The 16,423-nt window shown below is 56.0% G+C and carries 11 protein-coding genes; 2 read left to right on the top strand and 9 right to left on the bottom strand.

Annotated features, from left to right (window positions below; genetic code table 11):
* Positions 1-5: 5 nt before the first annotated feature.
* The 5 genes from AC0L6S_RS03465 to AC0L6S_RS03445 form a co-directional block, all read right to left on the bottom strand.
* Positions 6-2,345, bottom strand: coding sequence for a PKD domain-containing protein (locus AC0L6S_RS03465; protein WP_473427029.1), 2,340 nt, complete (start codon positions 2,343-2,345; stop codon positions 6-8).
* A 379-nt stretch (positions 2,346-2,724) separates the two neighbouring features.
* Complete coding sequence (locus AC0L6S_RS03460; RefSeq protein ID WP_473427028.1) at positions 2,725-3,594, bottom strand: SMP-30/gluconolactonase/LRE family protein; 870 nt, start codon at positions 3,592-3,594, stop codon at positions 2,725-2,727.
* Complete coding sequence (locus AC0L6S_RS03455; protein WP_473427027.1) at positions 3,591-6,044, bottom strand: acyl-CoA dehydrogenase; 2,454 nt, start codon at positions 6,042-6,044, stop codon at positions 3,591-3,593. The genes AC0L6S_RS03460 and AC0L6S_RS03455 overlap by 4 nt, the downstream gene beginning before the upstream one ends.
* A 161-nt stretch (positions 6,045-6,205) precedes the next feature.
* Positions 6,206-7,384 (bottom strand): AI-2E family transporter, encoded by a 1,179-nt coding sequence (locus AC0L6S_RS03450; RefSeq protein ID WP_473427026.1) that lies wholly within the window; start codon positions 7,382-7,384, stop codon positions 6,206-6,208.
* 47 nt (positions 7,385-7,431) lie between these two features.
* On the bottom strand, positions 7,432-8,223 hold the full coding sequence (locus AC0L6S_RS03445; protein WP_473427025.1) for a hydroxyacylglutathione hydrolase: 792 nt from the start codon (positions 8,221-8,223) through the stop codon (positions 7,432-7,434).
* Positions 8,224-8,464: 241 nt separating this feature from the next.
* Between AC0L6S_RS03445 and AC0L6S_RS03440 the strand changes: the two genes are divergently transcribed.
* Entirely contained in the window at positions 8,465-9,883 is a 1,419-nt protein-coding gene (locus AC0L6S_RS03440) for a DUF1254 domain-containing protein (protein WP_473427024.1), read from the top strand.
* 34 nt (positions 9,884-9,917) lie between these two features.
* Positions 9,918-11,672 (top strand): chloride channel protein, encoded by a 1,755-nt coding sequence (locus AC0L6S_RS03435; protein WP_473427023.1) that lies wholly within the window; start codon positions 9,918-9,920, stop codon positions 11,670-11,672.
* 28 nt (positions 11,673-11,700) lie between these two features.
* Here the strand turns inward: AC0L6S_RS03435 and AC0L6S_RS03430 are convergent, their stop codons facing one another.
* From AC0L6S_RS03430 to AC0L6S_RS03415, 4 genes are all read right to left on the bottom strand, one after another.
* Positions 11,701-13,530, bottom strand: a complete 1,830-nt coding sequence (locus AC0L6S_RS03430; RefSeq protein WP_473427022.1) for a cation:proton antiporter — start codon at positions 13,528-13,530, stop codon at positions 11,701-11,703.
* Between the two features lie 124 nt (positions 13,531-13,654).
* Complete coding sequence (locus tag AC0L6S_RS03425) at positions 13,655-14,113, bottom strand: TerB family tellurite resistance protein (RefSeq protein ID WP_473427021.1); 459 nt, start codon at positions 14,111-14,113, stop codon at positions 13,655-13,657.
* Positions 14,114-14,238: 125 nt separating this feature from the next.
* Positions 14,239-15,141 carry an MBL fold metallo-hydrolase gene (locus tag AC0L6S_RS03420; protein WP_473427020.1) on the bottom strand — a complete coding sequence of 301 codons (903 nt, stop codon included), beginning with the start codon at positions 15,139-15,141 and terminating at the stop codon, positions 14,239-14,241.
* Positions 15,142-15,308: 167 nt separating this feature from the next.
* Positions 15,309-16,244 (bottom strand): DUF5715 family protein, encoded by a 936-nt coding sequence (locus AC0L6S_RS03415; protein WP_473427019.1) that lies wholly within the window; start codon positions 16,242-16,244, stop codon positions 15,309-15,311.
* Positions 16,245-16,423 lie beyond the last annotated feature (179 nt).

The raw sequence follows: 16,423 nt of genomic DNA, 5'->3' as shown, positions 1-16,423 counted from the left end.
CCCGTTTACTGTGCTCGGAAGAGCAGCATGAAGTTTGTCGGCACGGTGTAACTGATCACCGGTAAACTGGCTAGATCGCGCAATACCTCGATACCACTGACAAGTCCGAAGTCTGCCGCGTTAACCAGAATCGGACTGGTATTCTCAACAAGGATCAACTGCGGGCTGACCTTAGTGATTCTCACAGGTACCTCCACCTCGACAGCAAATCCATGCAGGCTTACTGTCGGGGTAATGTTTTGATCGATAGCGGTGCCCACCGCAATCGATTCGATCTGGCTCATATCGACAGTCATTGTGACAACTGCATTGTTGAAGGCGGCTGTTTCAAACAGGAAGTCGCGCATTCGCGTATTGCGAACATCAACCCCGGTCTCCACACTGTCCAGGTTCAGCACCACCTCGGCATCGCCGTCAGCCGAAATAGCACCACTGATGTCCGTGAAAGTATGCGTCTCTATCACATGGACTTTTTTGGTCGATACAAAGTGCAGGGATGATGCATCGCTATCCAATACCCACGGATCGGTAGCGTTGATCTCCAGCTCGCTGCTATCGGTTCGACCCTCGGTATCGGTGACGGTCAGCGTCACTTTGTAGCGGCCTACATCGCTAAAAATATGTACCGGTGAGGCCTGCGTAGAACTGCTGCCATCGCCAAAATCCCAGTGATAACTCAGTACATCCCCGTCCGGGTCCGAGGATTCGCTTCCCGTAAAGGTCACACTCAGAGGAGCGGCACCGGAAACTGGATCGGCGGTGGCTGTCGCAAGCGGTGGCTGGTTGATGGTGCTGCCATCACACAGGCCTCCCAGAATCGGTGGTTGCGCTGCGGTGAAAGGCGTCGTTTTGGCCGCATTGAAGCCAATATCTATCGTACCGTTGACCGGGATAGTGGCGTTGTAAGCCTTGTTGGTGCCTGTATAGGGCGAGCCGCCGCTGATAGTTGTATTCCAGGCATGGGTGATGACTGCGCTGCCACCGAAATCGAAAGAGACCGCCCAACCACCGACAATCGGCTGCTCGCCAGTATTGGTAATACGAACTGCTGTGGTGAAGCCGTGATCCCATTCTTCACTGACGCTGTACTCACAATGGGCTATCGGAGGTGGTGGCTGTTTCACCGTAATGGCAATGGACTCTGATCCTGATGCCCACGCCGGATCTTTCACAGTCAAGGTAGCGCTGTACTCCCCTGCCCCGGTATAACTGTGTGATACCTCGGCACCCGATGCGGTATTGCCGTCGCCGAAATCCCAGCTATAGTCCAACATGTCGCCGTCGGGATCACTGGAATCAGCGCCGGAGAAAAGCACTTCCAGCGGCGCACTACCCTTCACGGGTGTTGCCGATACCACGGCCACAGGTGCGCTATTGGTATTGCTGCTTGTACACACGCCACCGAGTGAAGGAATGGGGGCCGGGCTTCCGGTGTTGGTTTTTGTGGAGTTGTAGAGGAATGCGACACTACCGCCGGGTGCAATCATTGCATTGTGGCTCTGGTTGCTCGCAGTGTAGGGTTTATTGCCGCTTAGCTCAGCGTTCCACAGGGTGGCGATCGAAGCGGCCCCGTTATAGTCCAATGTCACCGCCCAGTTCGTCAGCGCGATATTCGCTGTGTTTATCAGGCGTACACTGGTGGTGAAACCGCTGTTCCACTCGTAGTGAACAGTGACTTCACAATCGACACCGCCGGGCTTAGCAGGCAGGGCTGCTATCTGTAACTGGCTAACTGCGGAATCGAACTCACCATCGTTCACTGTTAACGAAGCGGTATAACTACCCTCCTCGGTATAAGTATGCGTCGGGGCAAGCTCGGTTGAACTGGAGCCGTCGCCAAAATCCCAGAAGTAGCTTAGCGTATCCTGCTCGGTATCGGATGAGCCGCTGGCATCAAACCTTACCTGAAGCGGCACTTCCCCACTATCCGGATTAGCACTGGCGCTGGCAATGGGCGGCGTGTTACCCGTATCCGAACAGATGCCTGACAGTGCTGGTCGCGTGGCTGGCGCGTTCGCTACTCCCTTCTGTGAATTGAAACCAAAGGTGGTGGAACTGTTCGGCGCAATGGTGCTGTTATAGCTTTTGCTGCCAGCTGTAAACGGGTTGTTCCCGCCCAGGTCTGCATTCCACATACCAGAGATTCGTGTGTCGTCGGAAAAGTTGAGTACGACTTCCCAACCATCGATCGCCTGATTGCTATCGTTGGTTATCGTTACACTGGAGGTAAATCCAGAGCCCCATTCATTCGAGACCGTAAATTCACAGACAGCGGCGTAGACGCCCGTGCTCATAAGCAGCGCCGCAGACACAAAAACGCCGCGACAAAACTGGTGTATGGTCATAACACCAACCCCTAATTGTTCTACGAATTTCCCTATCCGACTTGTTGTTCACTCGTTAGCTCGAGGGCTGGCGTCACGAGTATTAATTGCGGGCCACAGCGACTGACACTCACACGGATTAACACGATTCAGTGTTATCTCAGCGCAGTTACAACGTAGAAATGCGGCTCCCCACTGACTCGTTTCATCTTCGGAAGTGCGGCCCCCTGCTGTCAACAACTACCTGGAGATAACTACAGTTTTTTTGACAGACACTGTTCTGACTCACGCAGCGACCCCAGGTTCCGCAAATGATGCCCTGAGCGTGGAAATTGTTTGATCGTTTGGTTTGAAGCCATTGTTGCCGCAATGGCTAGACACACCGGGTCACCAGATAGCGTCAGGGCCAACCTGCTCGAGCCGTGTCCACGTCGATTGTCTCTATTCTGCCAGTGGCCCTGGACCGTGCGTCCTCGCCGTCTGAAGTATCAGCTGTCAAGGCAAACAGGGTGTTCCCTGCTTCCCCGCCCAGCATACAGGCGTAGCAGTTCTGGCTCGTGACGATTCGATTAACGATCTCGCCACCCTCAGCCACCAGCAGCACTTCAGGTTCCAGCGCATTGGCTACCCATACCCGCTGGTTCTCATCCAGGCAGATACCGTCGGGCGCAACACCGGGCAAGGATGCCCAGATACGGCGGTTAGTCAGTGTCTGGTCGCGGGCTATGGTGAAAGCTGTCAGGCAACTGGCAAAGGTTTCCGCGACAATTAGCGTCTTGCCGTCAGGCGTGATCACACTGCCATTAGGGAAATGCATATCGCGCTCAGCCAAGTGCACACTGCCATCAGCATCAACGCGCACCAGGTTGGTTACCGGGTGATCGTTGAATACCTCTACACCCCGCGCGCGCAACTCGGCATCCAGATCAAAACCGAAGTTACCGACCCACGCCGTACCCCGTTCATCCATCACCATATCGTTGCACAAGTGCGCGGTGAGATGACTGATGTCGGCGTGCAGCACCAGCTGCCCAGCGTCGAGGCGCTTCACCGCGCGCTCCTTCATGGCCACTACCAGCAGGCGTCCATCCGGCAGCCAACCGAGTCCAGAGGGCTGGTCATCCAATTCAAGTTCTGTGCGCACCTTACCCGACTCGTCGACCGACTTAACCGCATGCGCGTAAAAATCACTGAACCAGAGACGTCCTTCGTGCCAGCGCGGCCCCTCACCGAAGTACAGTCCTTGCACCAGAATCCGGGTATCAATCATGGCGTTTTCTTCCGGGCACGTCGCTGGGTCTTGGGGGGTGGCTTTAGCGGCAGTTGGTCGAAGTGATCGGTGAGCAGGCAATCGTAGCGCCGCGCATCGTACTCGGCCAGTGCAGTCGCCTCCTCTGCGGTAATCACACCCTTATTAGTGGCCTCCTGCAATGCACCGGCAATATCCACAGCCGTGAACTCACCCTTACTGCGTGCGCGAGTAAACAGCTGCCATGCATAATCCACTTCCAGCAACAGCTGATAAGTGGTTTCCAGCCGCCCCACAGCATCTTCGGGATCATGGCTGACATATACCATATCAGCCAGCGCCGCGCGCACGGGGTTGGGCTCAAGTAACAGATCGCCCAATGCGCGGATATCATCATCACTCGGCGGATGCACAGTACTGCCTGGAGGTACGCAGAGCACATGCAAAATCCGCCCAAGCCAGCGCATCGGGAAATTGCGGCAGAAGTCAGCCAACGCCTGCTGCGCAGCAGCCACGGATTGTCGCAGGGCGTACTCCGCGTGCAGATCCGCAGCCTCACTCTGTGTCTGGGTATCGCGGTATTTTAGGACACTGCAGGCGATAAACAACTCACTGTGTACATCCCCGAGGCGCGCCGACAGCAGCTCGCGCCGTTTCAGGTCTCCACCGAGCACTCCCAGTGCGACATCCGCACAACTGGCGAGTGCTGCACTCAATTGGTTCAGACGCTGGTACCAGCGCTTGCTGAACACGCTGGCTTGCGCTGGTACCTGCCCAAGACGTGCGCCGCTAATACCGTACAGCAGCAGCCGGGAAAAGTTGCCGCCGACATGACCGAGGTGTTGCAACAACAACGGCTCAAACTGGTCGACGCCAGCCTGCTCGCCATCTGCCTGCAGTGCCTGCATTTCATCGAATAGGTAGGGATGGCAGCGCAGTGCACCCTGCCCGAATATCATCAGCGAGCGGGTCAGGATATTCGCTCCCTCGACAGTTATCGCCACCGGCAGGGCGTGGTAGGCCGATGCCATAAAATTGCGCGGTCCAAGCTGGATCGCGCGACCACTCACAACATCCATACCGTGGTTCACCAGATGCCGCATGCGCTCTGTTGCATGGTATTTAGCCATCGCCGTGAGCACCGACGGCGCGCCACCTTCCAATCCGCGCGTCACCAATTGGCGCATAGCCTCCAGCGTGTATGCACCAGCAGCTATATCTGCTGTGGCCTCCTGCACACCCTCGAATTTTCCAATCTCGATATTGAACTGCCGACGGATGCGAGCAAAAGCCCCAACCGTGATATATCCCATTTCACCGCTTGCCGTGGCCAGTGCGGGCAGCGAGACACCGCGCCCGGCGGCCAGACACTCGATCAGCATACGCCAGCCCTTGCCCGCCATTTCCGCACCGCCGATAATCCAGTCCACAGGGATGAAGACATCTTCGCCTTTGATCGGTCCGTTCATGAAAGGTACACCGGGGTTGTGGCGTTTGCCGATCTCAATACCGGGATGTGTGGCAGGCAGCAGTGCACAGGTAATGCCATAGTTCACTTTCTCCGGGTCGCCCAGCAGGCCGTCGGGGTCGCGCAACTGAAACGCCAGCCCCACCACTGTTGCGACAGGCGCAAGCGTAATCCAGCGCTTGCTGAAGGTGAGTTTGAGTCCCAGAACTTCCTTGCCGTCGTAGTCACCCCTGCAGACGGTGCCAATATCCGGAATGGCCCCAGCATCTGAACCAGCCTCCGGACCGGTCAAGCCAAAACACGGCAATTCAGAACCATCTGCCAAACCGGGCAACCAGCGCTGTTTCTGATCCTCTGTTCCATATTTGACCAGCAACTCGCCCGGCCCGAGAGAGTTCGGCACCATCGCGGTTACTGCCGCAGTAATGGAGCGACTGGCTATTTTGCTCATCACGCGGCTCTGCGCGTACGGGCTGAATGCCCGGCCGCCAAACTCCTTGGGAATGATAAGGCCAAAGAACCCGTGCTTTCGCAGATACGACCAAGTCTCCGGTGACAAGTCCTGGCGCTGTTGTACGTCCCAGTCATCGATCAGTCGGCACAGGGCCTCCACTTCGACATCGATAAAGGCCTGCTCTTCCTCACTTAACTGCGGCAAACCGATACCTTCAAACTTCTCCCAGTCGGGATTGCCACTGAAAAGATCTTTTTCCCACCAGGTCGTTCCAGCTTCCAGCGCTTCCTGTTCGGTACTGCTCATAGCCGGCAGTGAGCGACGCAGCAAGCGAAAAACGGGCTCGGTTAATAACTGACGACGCAATGCCTCAACGTTCAGCACAACGGCAACCACAGCGGTCAGGACAAAGAACAACCATGCGCCGTCGGCAACAATGGCCAGTACGGCGGAGCCGACGACCATGAATACTGAGCCCGCCAGAAGTGGCAGTCGGTAGTAAAGCAACACGGTGAGAAGTACCAGCAACAACAATAGGGACATCAGCATACAATTTCCTCCGTCAGATGTTGGAAGCGCAGTCAGTATTACACTCCACTAACAATAGTAGACAACCACGGCTGCGTAAAATGGCACGGGGCAATGCAGCGCCCGCACCCAATATAAGATGCACTGCAGCAGGAGCGAAAAGTCTAACTTCTGATTACGGCTCAGGACTCGGTTTCAAACAGTTCAACCCAATAGCCCAGAATGTCGAGTTGTTCGGCGACAAGTTTTAAACACATCAGCAGGGGCACTGCAATCAAGACGCCAACAGCACCCCAGAGTGACCCCCAGATCAACAACCAGAGAATCATCACGAGGGGATTCAGACGCATATGTTGCCCGAGGACAGTCGGGGTAAAAATTTGTGATTCCAATAGGTTTAATCCAAGAAAAACCAACGCGGGAAAGAGCGCAGACATAACCAAACCGAACTGCACGAACCCGGCGATACATAGTATAAAAGTGCTGACCATGGTTCCGACGTAGGGCGCATAATTCAGTAATCCGACCAGCACACCCCAGAGAATGGCGTCTTCCACACCGAGCATCCACAGCGCGGCTCCCGTTGTCAGTCCGAGTGCTGCATTGATTATTGTCACCGTCAAAATATAGCGTGACAATTGCTGGCGCAGCCGTCCGACCAGCAGCACAGCGCGGCGCTTGTTGCCGATCATTGGCAGCAGGTTAATGAAATTATTGTACAAGCCCGGGCCATAGATGAGCAGGAACAGCACCAGAATCAACCATACACCAAATTGCGCAACAATGAAGGGAGCCGCACCCAGCACTGATAACAGAATCTCTACGCCACTTGTCTTCACCCCTTTAACCAGCACGTTCTCTGCGACAGGCTCGGTTTCTTCCGGGACAACCTCATCATCATCCGATTGAAAGAAGCGGGAGAAACTGAAGCCGGTTTCCCGCTCCGGCTCTTCTTCCACTTTTTGTAGTTCTTTGGGCGTTAAGGTATCGGTGATTTCTGTCAGTTCTTCTGTTACCCGGGCGGTCAACTCCGGCAACTTGCCCATCCATTTCTGTACGGGCTCAGCGAGCTCTATACTCAACTGTACAAAGGGTCCACCCAACAAGCAGAGAATCAGCACCGAGGAAATGGGGCGGGGAATGCGAAGTCGCTTAAGCCATGTCACAAGCGGGCTAAGCAATAAAGAGAACAGCAGTGCTACAACGACCGGCATTAACAGCGATCTGGCGGCGTGCATGCTATACAGCACCGCCAGGGCTGCCAGACAGTACAGCGACAGGCGAACGCCGAAGTGCTCACCCATCCGTTCGGCCATGGGCTTGGCCTGCACCGAGGTATCTTCTCGTTCAGTTTCACTCATACTGTTCCCCTGCACGCTCTCGCGCGCTGTGGTCGAACGCGGGTAACTTACCAGCTGTTGCGAAGCTCCCGCAGTTTCAGGAACACCGTAAGCGAATCGGGCTCAGATGGCATTTCTGGGAAGCTTTCGCGCAATCTGGCTATAACGGCGGCACTGTCCAGTCGCATAAAAGTATTGATCTGTCGCTCCAGCGCCATGGTGGAGACCAGTGGATCGTCCGGGTCTTGATCCTTCACCTGTTCCAGTAGCGCTGCAGCACGCTGATTATCAGGCTCTCGATCCAACGTGAATGCGAGGTTATTCGCCATGTAATCATGCCCGGGATAGACAAGCGTCTCATCCGACAGGCGCCCCAATTGCCCGGAAAATGTTGCGTACAGCTCAGGGGGGTGGCCACCATGATGGCAGTTACCCGCACCTGCGTTGAACAGTGTGTCGCCGGAAAATATCGCCGGTGTATCCGTGTGGGACAGCAGGCAGATATGGCACATAGTATGCCCCGGTGTATCCAGTGCCTCCAGTTCCACCGTTTTACCAATTTTTATAACATCACCCGCCTGCAAACCGCGATCTATGCCCGCAATAGTCGCACCGGCATTGGCATGTGCCAGCAAGCGCGCGCCGGTTGCATTGACAACAGGCGCGTTACCGCCGGTGTGATCGGGATGCTCATGGGTGTTCAGTACCTGGGTGATATCCCACCCGAGTTCTTTTGCCCGGGCAAGGCATTTTTCGTGATCCAGAGGATCGATCGCCATTGCCTCACCTGTTTCACCACAGGCTATCAGGTAATTGAAATTGCGGTATGCGTTGCCCGTCCATATCTGCTCGACGATCATACAGTACTCCCTCATTGCGCTGATAGACCGCGATGATAGCAGCGCCGGCCTGTTCATTACCATTGCCCAACGTAAAAGACCTGACGAAGAAGCGCTTGTCGTTCAAAGCAAAACTTGACAAGATGAATTCGCTGTCAGCGCTGGGCACTATCGAACCGTAAGACTGCAGCGGCAGAATGCAGGCTTGTAGTAACATAGCGCCATCGTGACGATATCCGCCAATAAAAAAGGAGAATAACTCATGCGTGCAGCCAAACTGCTAAAAGTGACGGCACTGACCACAGTGACAGTTTTGTCCTCCACTACCTACGCACAGGATGAATCACAATCCAGCAGCCTCGAGGCGATTGCGCAGGAAGCCTATATCTACGGCCTGCCGATGGTCATGCTCTACGGCATCATGAATGACTACGCGATCAATGAAAGCTCCGGCCAGTTTAAAGCGCCGTTTAATACCATAGCGAATATCGCCAGGGTGTACACACCCGCAGACACTGCAATTGTGACACCCAATAGCGACACCCCCTATTCTTTCTTGTGGATGGATCTGCGGGCAGAACCCATGGTGCTCTGCGTGCCTGATATTGAGCCCGATCGCTACTACTCGATAATGCTGACTTCGCAGTACACCTTCAACTTCGGCTATATCGGTACGCGGACCACCGGTAATGACGCCGGCTGCTATGGCGTTGCCGGGCCCTCGTGGACGGGCACCATGCCTGCGGGTATCAACACTGTCTTTACATCGGAAACTGATTTTGCGCTGGCGACATACCGCACTCAACTTTTTAATGCCGCGGACATCGGCAATGTTAAAGCCATTCAGGCCAAGTACAGCGCCCGCGCCCTGTCAGTCTACGAGGGCAACCCCCGACCGAGACCCACCGCTGCCGTCAACTGGCCTAAAATCGATAAAACAACGGAGAAATCTGAGCTACTCGACTACCTCGCATTCCTGCTGGATTTCGCACCCACCACCGGAGCGGCTGCCGTGGAGATTCCACTGCGTGAAAAATTTGCGTTGATAGGCGTCAGGGCCGGCCGACCGTTCCCCAGCATTGCATTGAACGATGCCGATAGAGCTGCAATAGCAGATGCCGCCAAACAGGCAGAAGCGTTGATCGAGGAAAAACTCAAAACCATTGGCACGCCCGCCGAGGGCTGGTTGCTGGTCACCAAAGGGATAGGCGATCGCGCTGTTTACAATGGCGACTGGACGCAGCGCGCGGCCGTTGCGGTCGGCGGCATTCTCGCCAACGATCCGGCCGAAGCGGTGTACGCCATCACACGGCACGACAGCGAAGGGCAATCATTGGACGGTGCAAACGCCAATTACACATTGACGTTTGCCGCCGATGCGCTGCCACCGGTGAACGCCTTCTGGTCAGTCACTATGTATCACGGCGACAGCCAACTGCTGGTAAAGAACCCCAGCAATCGCTATCTTATCAACTCGGGCATGCTGGATGAGTTGCAGAAAAATGCCGACGGGTCGCTGACACTGTACATCCAGAAAGACACGCCCACAGATCCGGCGCACACCGCGAACTGGCTACCGGCACCCAATGGCCCGATCTATATGGTGATGCGCCTTTACTGGCCCAAGGAGGCTGTCCTCGACGGCTCCTGGCTGCCACCTGGAATCCAACGCACACCCTGAGTGTGCCTGACTAGTTAGCTGAGAGTATTCGCAAGTGACCGACAACCACGACGCGCTCGCGTCCGATAGGGCAACCACAACAGCGCGCCCCTCCCGAAATCTTGTTTTTATGATCTGCATGGCGGTGGCCGTCGGCGGTGTCGCAGGTGTCGGCGCCTGGGCGTTTCGACTGCTGATCGGACTGATTCACAACACCCTGTTTCTCGGACAGGTGAATGTCAACTACGATGCAAACGTGTTTACCCCGGACAGCCCCTGGGGACTCGGCGTGATACTGGTGCCTGTCGCCGGCGCTCTGGTGGTCGCCTGGCTGGTGAAAAACTTTGCACCGGAAGCCAAGGGCCACGGTGTACCGGAAGTGATGGATGCCATCTACTACAACGAAGGCAGGATACGCCCGCGTGTGGCGCTGGTGAAATCGCTGGCCTCGGCGATATCCATCGGCAGTGGCGCATCCGTGGGGCGCGAGGGCCCCATCGTGCAGATCGGCTCGGCCTTCGGCTCCACGCTCGGTGCCCTGTTCCCGATGTCCATCAGCGACCGGGTCACGCTGATTGCTGCCGGTGCTGGCGCCGGCATTGCAGCGACATTCAACGCGCCACTTGGCGGCATGGTCTTTGCCATCGAGTTGCTGCTGGTGTCAGTCAATGCACGCAATATCATGCTGCTGACAACGGCGACCGTGGTGGCCACGCAGATCAGTCACTACCTGCTCGGTACCACGCCGTCTTTCTATATACCGAGCCTCGAAATACCGGACTTTCACCTGCTCAATAACTGGGGGCTACCAGTCTTTGCCGTGCTGGGCGCCTTGATCGGCTTACTGTCTGTGGCATTTATCCGCGGGCTCTACGCGATGGAGGATGTGTTCGACGCGCTGCCCGGCGACTACTACCTGCATCATTCTCTGGGCATGCTGTGCGTCGGCATCATGATGTACCTGATGCTGCAATACAGTGGCCAGTATTATGTTGAAGGCGTTGGCTACGCAACAATTATGGCGATCCTGCAAGGCGTATTGAGTGACCCATGGTTTCTCATCCTGCTCACTGCACTGAAGCTGTTGGCGACCTGTTTGTCGCTGGGCTCGGGCGCTTCCGGTGGCGTCTTCTCCCCAGCCCTGTTTATGGGTGCAACAGGCGGCGCGGCATTCGGTCACCTCTGCCTGGCAGTGTACCCCGGTCTCGACATAGCCATCCCGGCGTTTGCCATTGCCGGTATGGCCGCGGCAGTGGCCGGCTCGACTGGCGCAGTACTCACCGCCATTATCATGCTGACAGAAATGACCATGGATTCCTCTATTACGATGGCACTGGCGATAGCCTGCGCCGCTGCTTATGTGGTGCGAAAATCCATCATGCAGGACAGTATTTACAGCATGAAACTGCGCGCGCGGGGCCATTCGGTGCCCGAGGGCCTGCACTCTGCAGTGCTGACCTCACAGCGACTGGGGGATATGAAGAACACGGATTTTACTCTCGCTGACAGCGACGGTAACAGCGCCAAAGCTGCTGCGGTTGTTGTACACACGAGCGGCGACAAAATACTGGGAGTGTCTGCGCAATTACTGCCGCAGGCTGAGGACGGCGGCATCTCTGGCTCGGTGCAATACATACTGTTGAGCGAACAGGCTACTCCGCTGGCCGCTTTAAGCGCACTATGGAATTCACAGGCAAGATTGATACTTGTTTCACGCAACCCCGAATTGCAACGCGCCGGAGACATCGTGGGGACGGTGGACGCCGATATGCTGACGCGCGTACTCAATGTAAACAACAGCCTTTCCTGAGACCCCAAGCACGCGCGGTTTAGGACGCTCAGCCGCCGCTGGGACTTTTTGCGGATTCCTCGGGCTCCGCTTTCTCATTCTCTAACTGCTCCGGCAGGATCAGCGAAAGTAGTGTCCAGCCGGGCGCGACCTCCGGCTGGTAGTCATCGGTAAACGCCCGCAGATGACCTTTCTTGTCCAGTGCAAACAGCGGAATGTGACTCTTGCCCCTAGCCTGTTGATAATCTTCAAGCTTGAAGTTCTCTGTTAACAGAGTTGCCTTGATCTCTGCTCCCTGAGCGATCAGGCTGGCCAGTTTCTGCAGCGTCACACCCTCGCCGAACAGCCGCGGCGCACGGTATCCCTCTGCGACACGGCGCTTCTCGGAGGCATCTTTTTCCTGCGAGGTGCGCAGCGTGAAAACACGATTGCGCCCGAACTCCCGGCGGAATTTTATCGCCGACAGGGTGTTGAGTGCCGGCCGCCGGGACATCGCGAACAGCCGCCCTATTCCCTCCAGTTCAAGCTGGCGGTCGGCGTGTGCTGACACCGGTTCGCCATAGTAGGTATCCAGGCCGTCCATACGCGCAGCCTGAATCTCAGACCAGGTAGTGTCAGTTAGCTTCACCCGGAAGCCCTGATCCAGCAACGCTTTACCAATCGTTCGCGCCACTTGGTTGGCACCGACAATCAGGACGCCACGTGGGTCCTCTTCAACCAGCCCCAATGCCCGAGCGACGACCCGTGCAGTGAGGCTCTGCAGCACCACCGTGACGATAATCACCAGAAAGGTATAGGACACCAGCAAATCGGCGTCGGGATAGCCGGCGTCCTGCAGGCGCAGTGCAAACAGCGAGGAGACGGCTGCGGCAACGATGCCGCGCGGCGCAACCCATGCCACCAGAGCCCGTTCACGCCAGTTATAGCTTCCACCAATCGTGCTGGCCCAGACCACAATCGGTCGCGCCAGCAACACTACCACCAACACCGCCACGCCACCCCAGCCGGTGGCCAGAATATCCGAGGGATTGGTGCGGGCACCCAGGACAATAAAAAGCATGGAAATAATGAGTATCGACAGGCTTTCCTTGAAACTGAGTACCTCAGCCATATCAACACCGCGTGTATTGGCAAGCCAAACACCCATAATGGTGACCGCAAGCAAACCGGATTCGTGAGCGAGGTAATTGCTACCGGTAAATGCGAGCACAACCCAGGCCAGCGCCACTACATTGAGCAGGTATTCCGGAATCCAGTGGCGACGAATCAGAAAACCGAGCGTCAGTGCCGCCACGGCGCCGGCCACCGCTCCAACCGCAATACTTTCCAGAAACAGCAGATAGGATTCGTTGCCAGCCACAATAAACTGGAAGACCAGAACGGCAAGCAAAGCGCCCACCGGGTCGATCAGGATACCTTCCCAACGCAGCAACTGGCTGACCTCATGCGTGGCACGCATGGTACGTAACAGGGGGTTGATCACAGTCGGGCCAGTCACAATGACCAGCGCCGCAAACAGCAGGGCCAGTTCGGCTGAGAACCCCACCAGCAGCCAGCAGCCTCCAGCAATGAGCACCCAGTTGAGTAACGCTCCCCAACTAACAAGGTTACTAACCGCAGCACCGTGGCCGCGCAGATCACTGAACTTGAGCGTCAGCCCTCCCTCAAAAAGCACCAAGGCAACCCCGAGAGAAACCATCGGGAACAATAGATCGCCAAACATTTCATCGGGGCGCAGCAACCCTGTTACCGGGCCGGCGACAACCCCTATTACCAGCAGGGCCAGAATAGCCGGCACACGTATACGCCATGAAAGCCACTGGGCAAATACGCCCAGCACTATCACAGCGGAGATCACATATAGCAGGGTGTCATGCATCGAACGTTACTCTCTATCAACCGAGAAACGCACGGTGCGTTAGGCGTGAGGGAAAGTCAATTGCTCCGGCGAGGGTACTTTTCCACTTGCGCACACTGGCGCAGCGGAGTTGGCCGGCGGGTGCTTATTTATCAGCTGAAATTGCCCGCAGTTGCGCGTGAATAGTATCCAGTGGCAGACCGAGTATCTGCCCCGCAAACGCAACAGCCTCTGACTCACTGCGCTGCATGACATTGTCAACAGCCATGACGTCGAGCATCATCCACAGAATCTCAAACTTCTGTTCATCGGACAGGCCCCGCGCGACATCCTGCAAGCGCGTCATAATATTCTCGTCATCCGAAAGAACCATAATGGCGTCACGCAGCCGTTCCAGCGCTTCGGGTCGGGAAATATCCATCTGCGTGGAGAGCAGATCAATCATCCGATTGCTTTCCTGCTCTGAAATCTCTCCGTCGCTCTTGGCGACGTACACCAGCAGGGTAGATATCAGATAGCGGGCATCGTAGGTTTCCGACCGCTCTTGTGCGGTACCTAGCGGGCTCGAATCCTCAAAGCGCGAGTCGTCTGTCGGATATGTCATAACGCAGTTCCAAAAAAGGCGCAAATCTCTCTGCTGGGGTTCTTATCCGACTCAGTATAGCGTCTCTTTTGCGAGCTGTCGGCACAACACTGCGAAAACAGGCAGAACGGGACTCAGCCGACGCGCTAGTCGCTGCGCCAGCTCGGCAGGCCGGCGCTAGCCATCGCCACCACATCGTGAGCGGGCAACACCACGACACCGGGCCGTTGATCCAACTGCCCCAACCACGCACGCAACTGCGCAGTGCGATTAACATTTTCAGGCACGACAAGTGTACTGTACCACCAGGGCTTGGGCAGGTTGTCTACGAGGGAGCGCCTGTCGTTGGTGATATCGCCAGAAAATACCCAAGTGGTGCCATTCACCCTGACAACATATAGCGTACTGCCGGGGGTATGACCGCCCAGCGAGATCGCCAACAGCCCCGGAAAGCCCGGTACCGTTTTGATAACGCCTTCAGACAACATTTCCCGTGAACAGTTGGCTGCGTCCAGCGCCACCATCCCTATCTCTGTGGTGTAGTTGAGTTTCCGCATCTGCAGCGGCGTCTGGAATACAGTGGCTGGACTGCTCTGGGCAGCACACAGTTCAGGCAGGCCCTCGGTGTGATCGTTGTGCAGATGGGTAAAGGCGACGCCGGCGACAGAGTCTACAGCCTGCCCCAGTTGTACCGCCACCGAACCGAACGTGCTGGTCGGAGCGGCCCCCAGTAACTCCATAGGTTTGCCAAAGGCCAGAGCGTTCTCGGGAGGCATTCCGGTGTCAATCAGAAAGCGCCGACCACCGGGCCAATCGATCAGGATTCCAGGATGACCGAGTTCGCCGATAAATGTCTGCTGACTGGCAGTATTGACGTAGGCGAGTCCAGTCGGACCGCCGGGTACATCCAGTGAGGAATGTAATGCATCCCAGTCGGGTAATTCGGGCGTGATGTGCAGGATCTGCCACCGCGCTGGCACTGTATACAGGAGGAGCGAGACACAGCACAGAAGGATGAAGCTCAGCAGATACAGTAGAGATTTACGCACGCGGTACCTGCCTCCATCGCATTGTACAAGTGGCTATAGCACCACCCGAAGCGCACAGGTCTCACGACAGGGCTGTACGCTGGCTTTATAACTGCCAGCACCGGGTTGAAGCGCGTAAGCGGGAACTTTGAACGATGAAGTGATACGCCCGCGCCAGCAGGAGCGACCTAACCCTTGGAAATTTTCAGTACCTGGCCAACCTGCAGCACATCGCTGTCAGTCCCGTTTACCTGGCGCAGCTGTTGCACACTTGTGCCGTAGCGATTCGCAATTCGCCACAGCGTATCACCTCGATTGACACGGTGAGTGGTCTCGTACGTTGCAACTACCTCCCCATTTGCGCTGGTTGCCGCTCCAGTGGGTATGCGTAGCTTCTGCCCCACGTTAATCAGGTTCCCGCGCAAGGTATTCACCGCGCGCAGATGCGCCACACTAATACTGTTCCGCTGCGCAATTTCGGAGAGTGTGTCTCCTTTGCGTACGACATATCGCTGGTATGCACCGGCGTAAGATGCAGACTCTTTGCTGCCCGCACTCTTTCCGGTAAGCCTCGCCACTCGGGTTTCATAGTGCTCTGCGTAAACAGCAACGTGATAATGCGGAGGATAGCGCTCACGGGTGACATCCACCACCTTCTCTCGCTCCAGAGACAGCAGCGTGTTTTCAAGCCAGGCCCGACACTTTCGCGTTTTCGGTATGCGCAGATCTACCGCCATACCTGTCGGGTGTACGGAATGAGCAACTGAATTAGCCGGCTGCCGATCGCGCGGGCGCAGCAGACTGGTGACTGTCAGCTTTTCGCCACAACGGCTGTAGTACTGCGAGCTGAGTCTCGACAGGAATAATCGGGTGCCGGGCACTGCATAAGGGAAGGAGACATCATGCAAGTCCATATAGCGATCTGGCGATACCCGTATCAATTCGTTGGTTCTGATAGCGGAATTCAATGTGCTCGCACTCTGGACAAACGTAAATCCATAGGAAACGGCTTTACGGTACTGTTTGTCGATGGATGCACGCGACCCTTTGAGGGTCTGGGCGTGAACCACGCTGACGCACAGGGACAAAATCATTATGAGCTGGATTTTTATTAGATTATTCAAGTCGTGTCCCCCGCGTAAATGCTGTGTAGAGATTGTTGAATCAGACGTTTACGACGCGCTTGAGCCGTGCCTTTGCATAATACTCTCGTGAATTATCATGTTTGTCCAGTACCTTATTGAATTTATTAGTAATATTTTTAACACTTCCGATTGATTTAAGACCCGATCCAGCGTGATTA

This window comes from Halioglobus sp. D3-4 (genome assembly GCF_055809315.1).
This window is presented reverse-complemented; position numbering and strand designations above follow the sequence as displayed.

What these genes read in the sequence shown, in the direction of transcription:
- AC0L6S_RS03465 (WP_473427029.1), bottom strand. Translation starts at nt 2,345, where the DNA reads ATGACCATACACCAGTTTTGTCGCGGCGTTTTTGTGTCTGCGGCGCTG.
- AC0L6S_RS03460 (WP_473427028.1), bottom strand. Translation starts at nt 3,594, where the DNA reads ATGATTGATACCCGGATTCTGGTGCAAGGACTGTACTTCGGTGAGGGG.
- AC0L6S_RS03455 (WP_473427027.1), bottom strand. Translation starts at nt 6,044, where the DNA reads ATGCTGATGTCCCTATTGTTGTTGCTGGTACTTCTCACCGTGTTGCTT.
- AC0L6S_RS03450 (WP_473427026.1), bottom strand. Translation starts at nt 7,384, where the DNA reads ATGAGTGAAACTGAACGAGAAGATACCTCGGTGCAGGCCAAGCCCATG.
- AC0L6S_RS03445 (WP_473427025.1), bottom strand. Translation starts at nt 8,223, where the DNA reads ATGATCGTCGAGCAGATATGGACGGGCAACGCATACCGCAATTTCAAT.
- AC0L6S_RS03440 (WP_473427024.1), top strand. Translation starts at nt 8,465, where the DNA reads ATGCGTGCAGCCAAACTGCTAAAAGTGACGGCACTGACCACAGTGACA.
- AC0L6S_RS03430 (WP_473427022.1), bottom strand. Translation starts at nt 13,530, where the DNA reads ATGCATGACACCCTGCTATATGTGATCTCCGCTGTGATAGTGCTGGGC.
- AC0L6S_RS03425 (WP_473427021.1), bottom strand. Translation starts at nt 14,113, where the DNA reads ATGACATATCCGACAGACGACTCGCGCTTTGAGGATTCGAGCCCGCTA.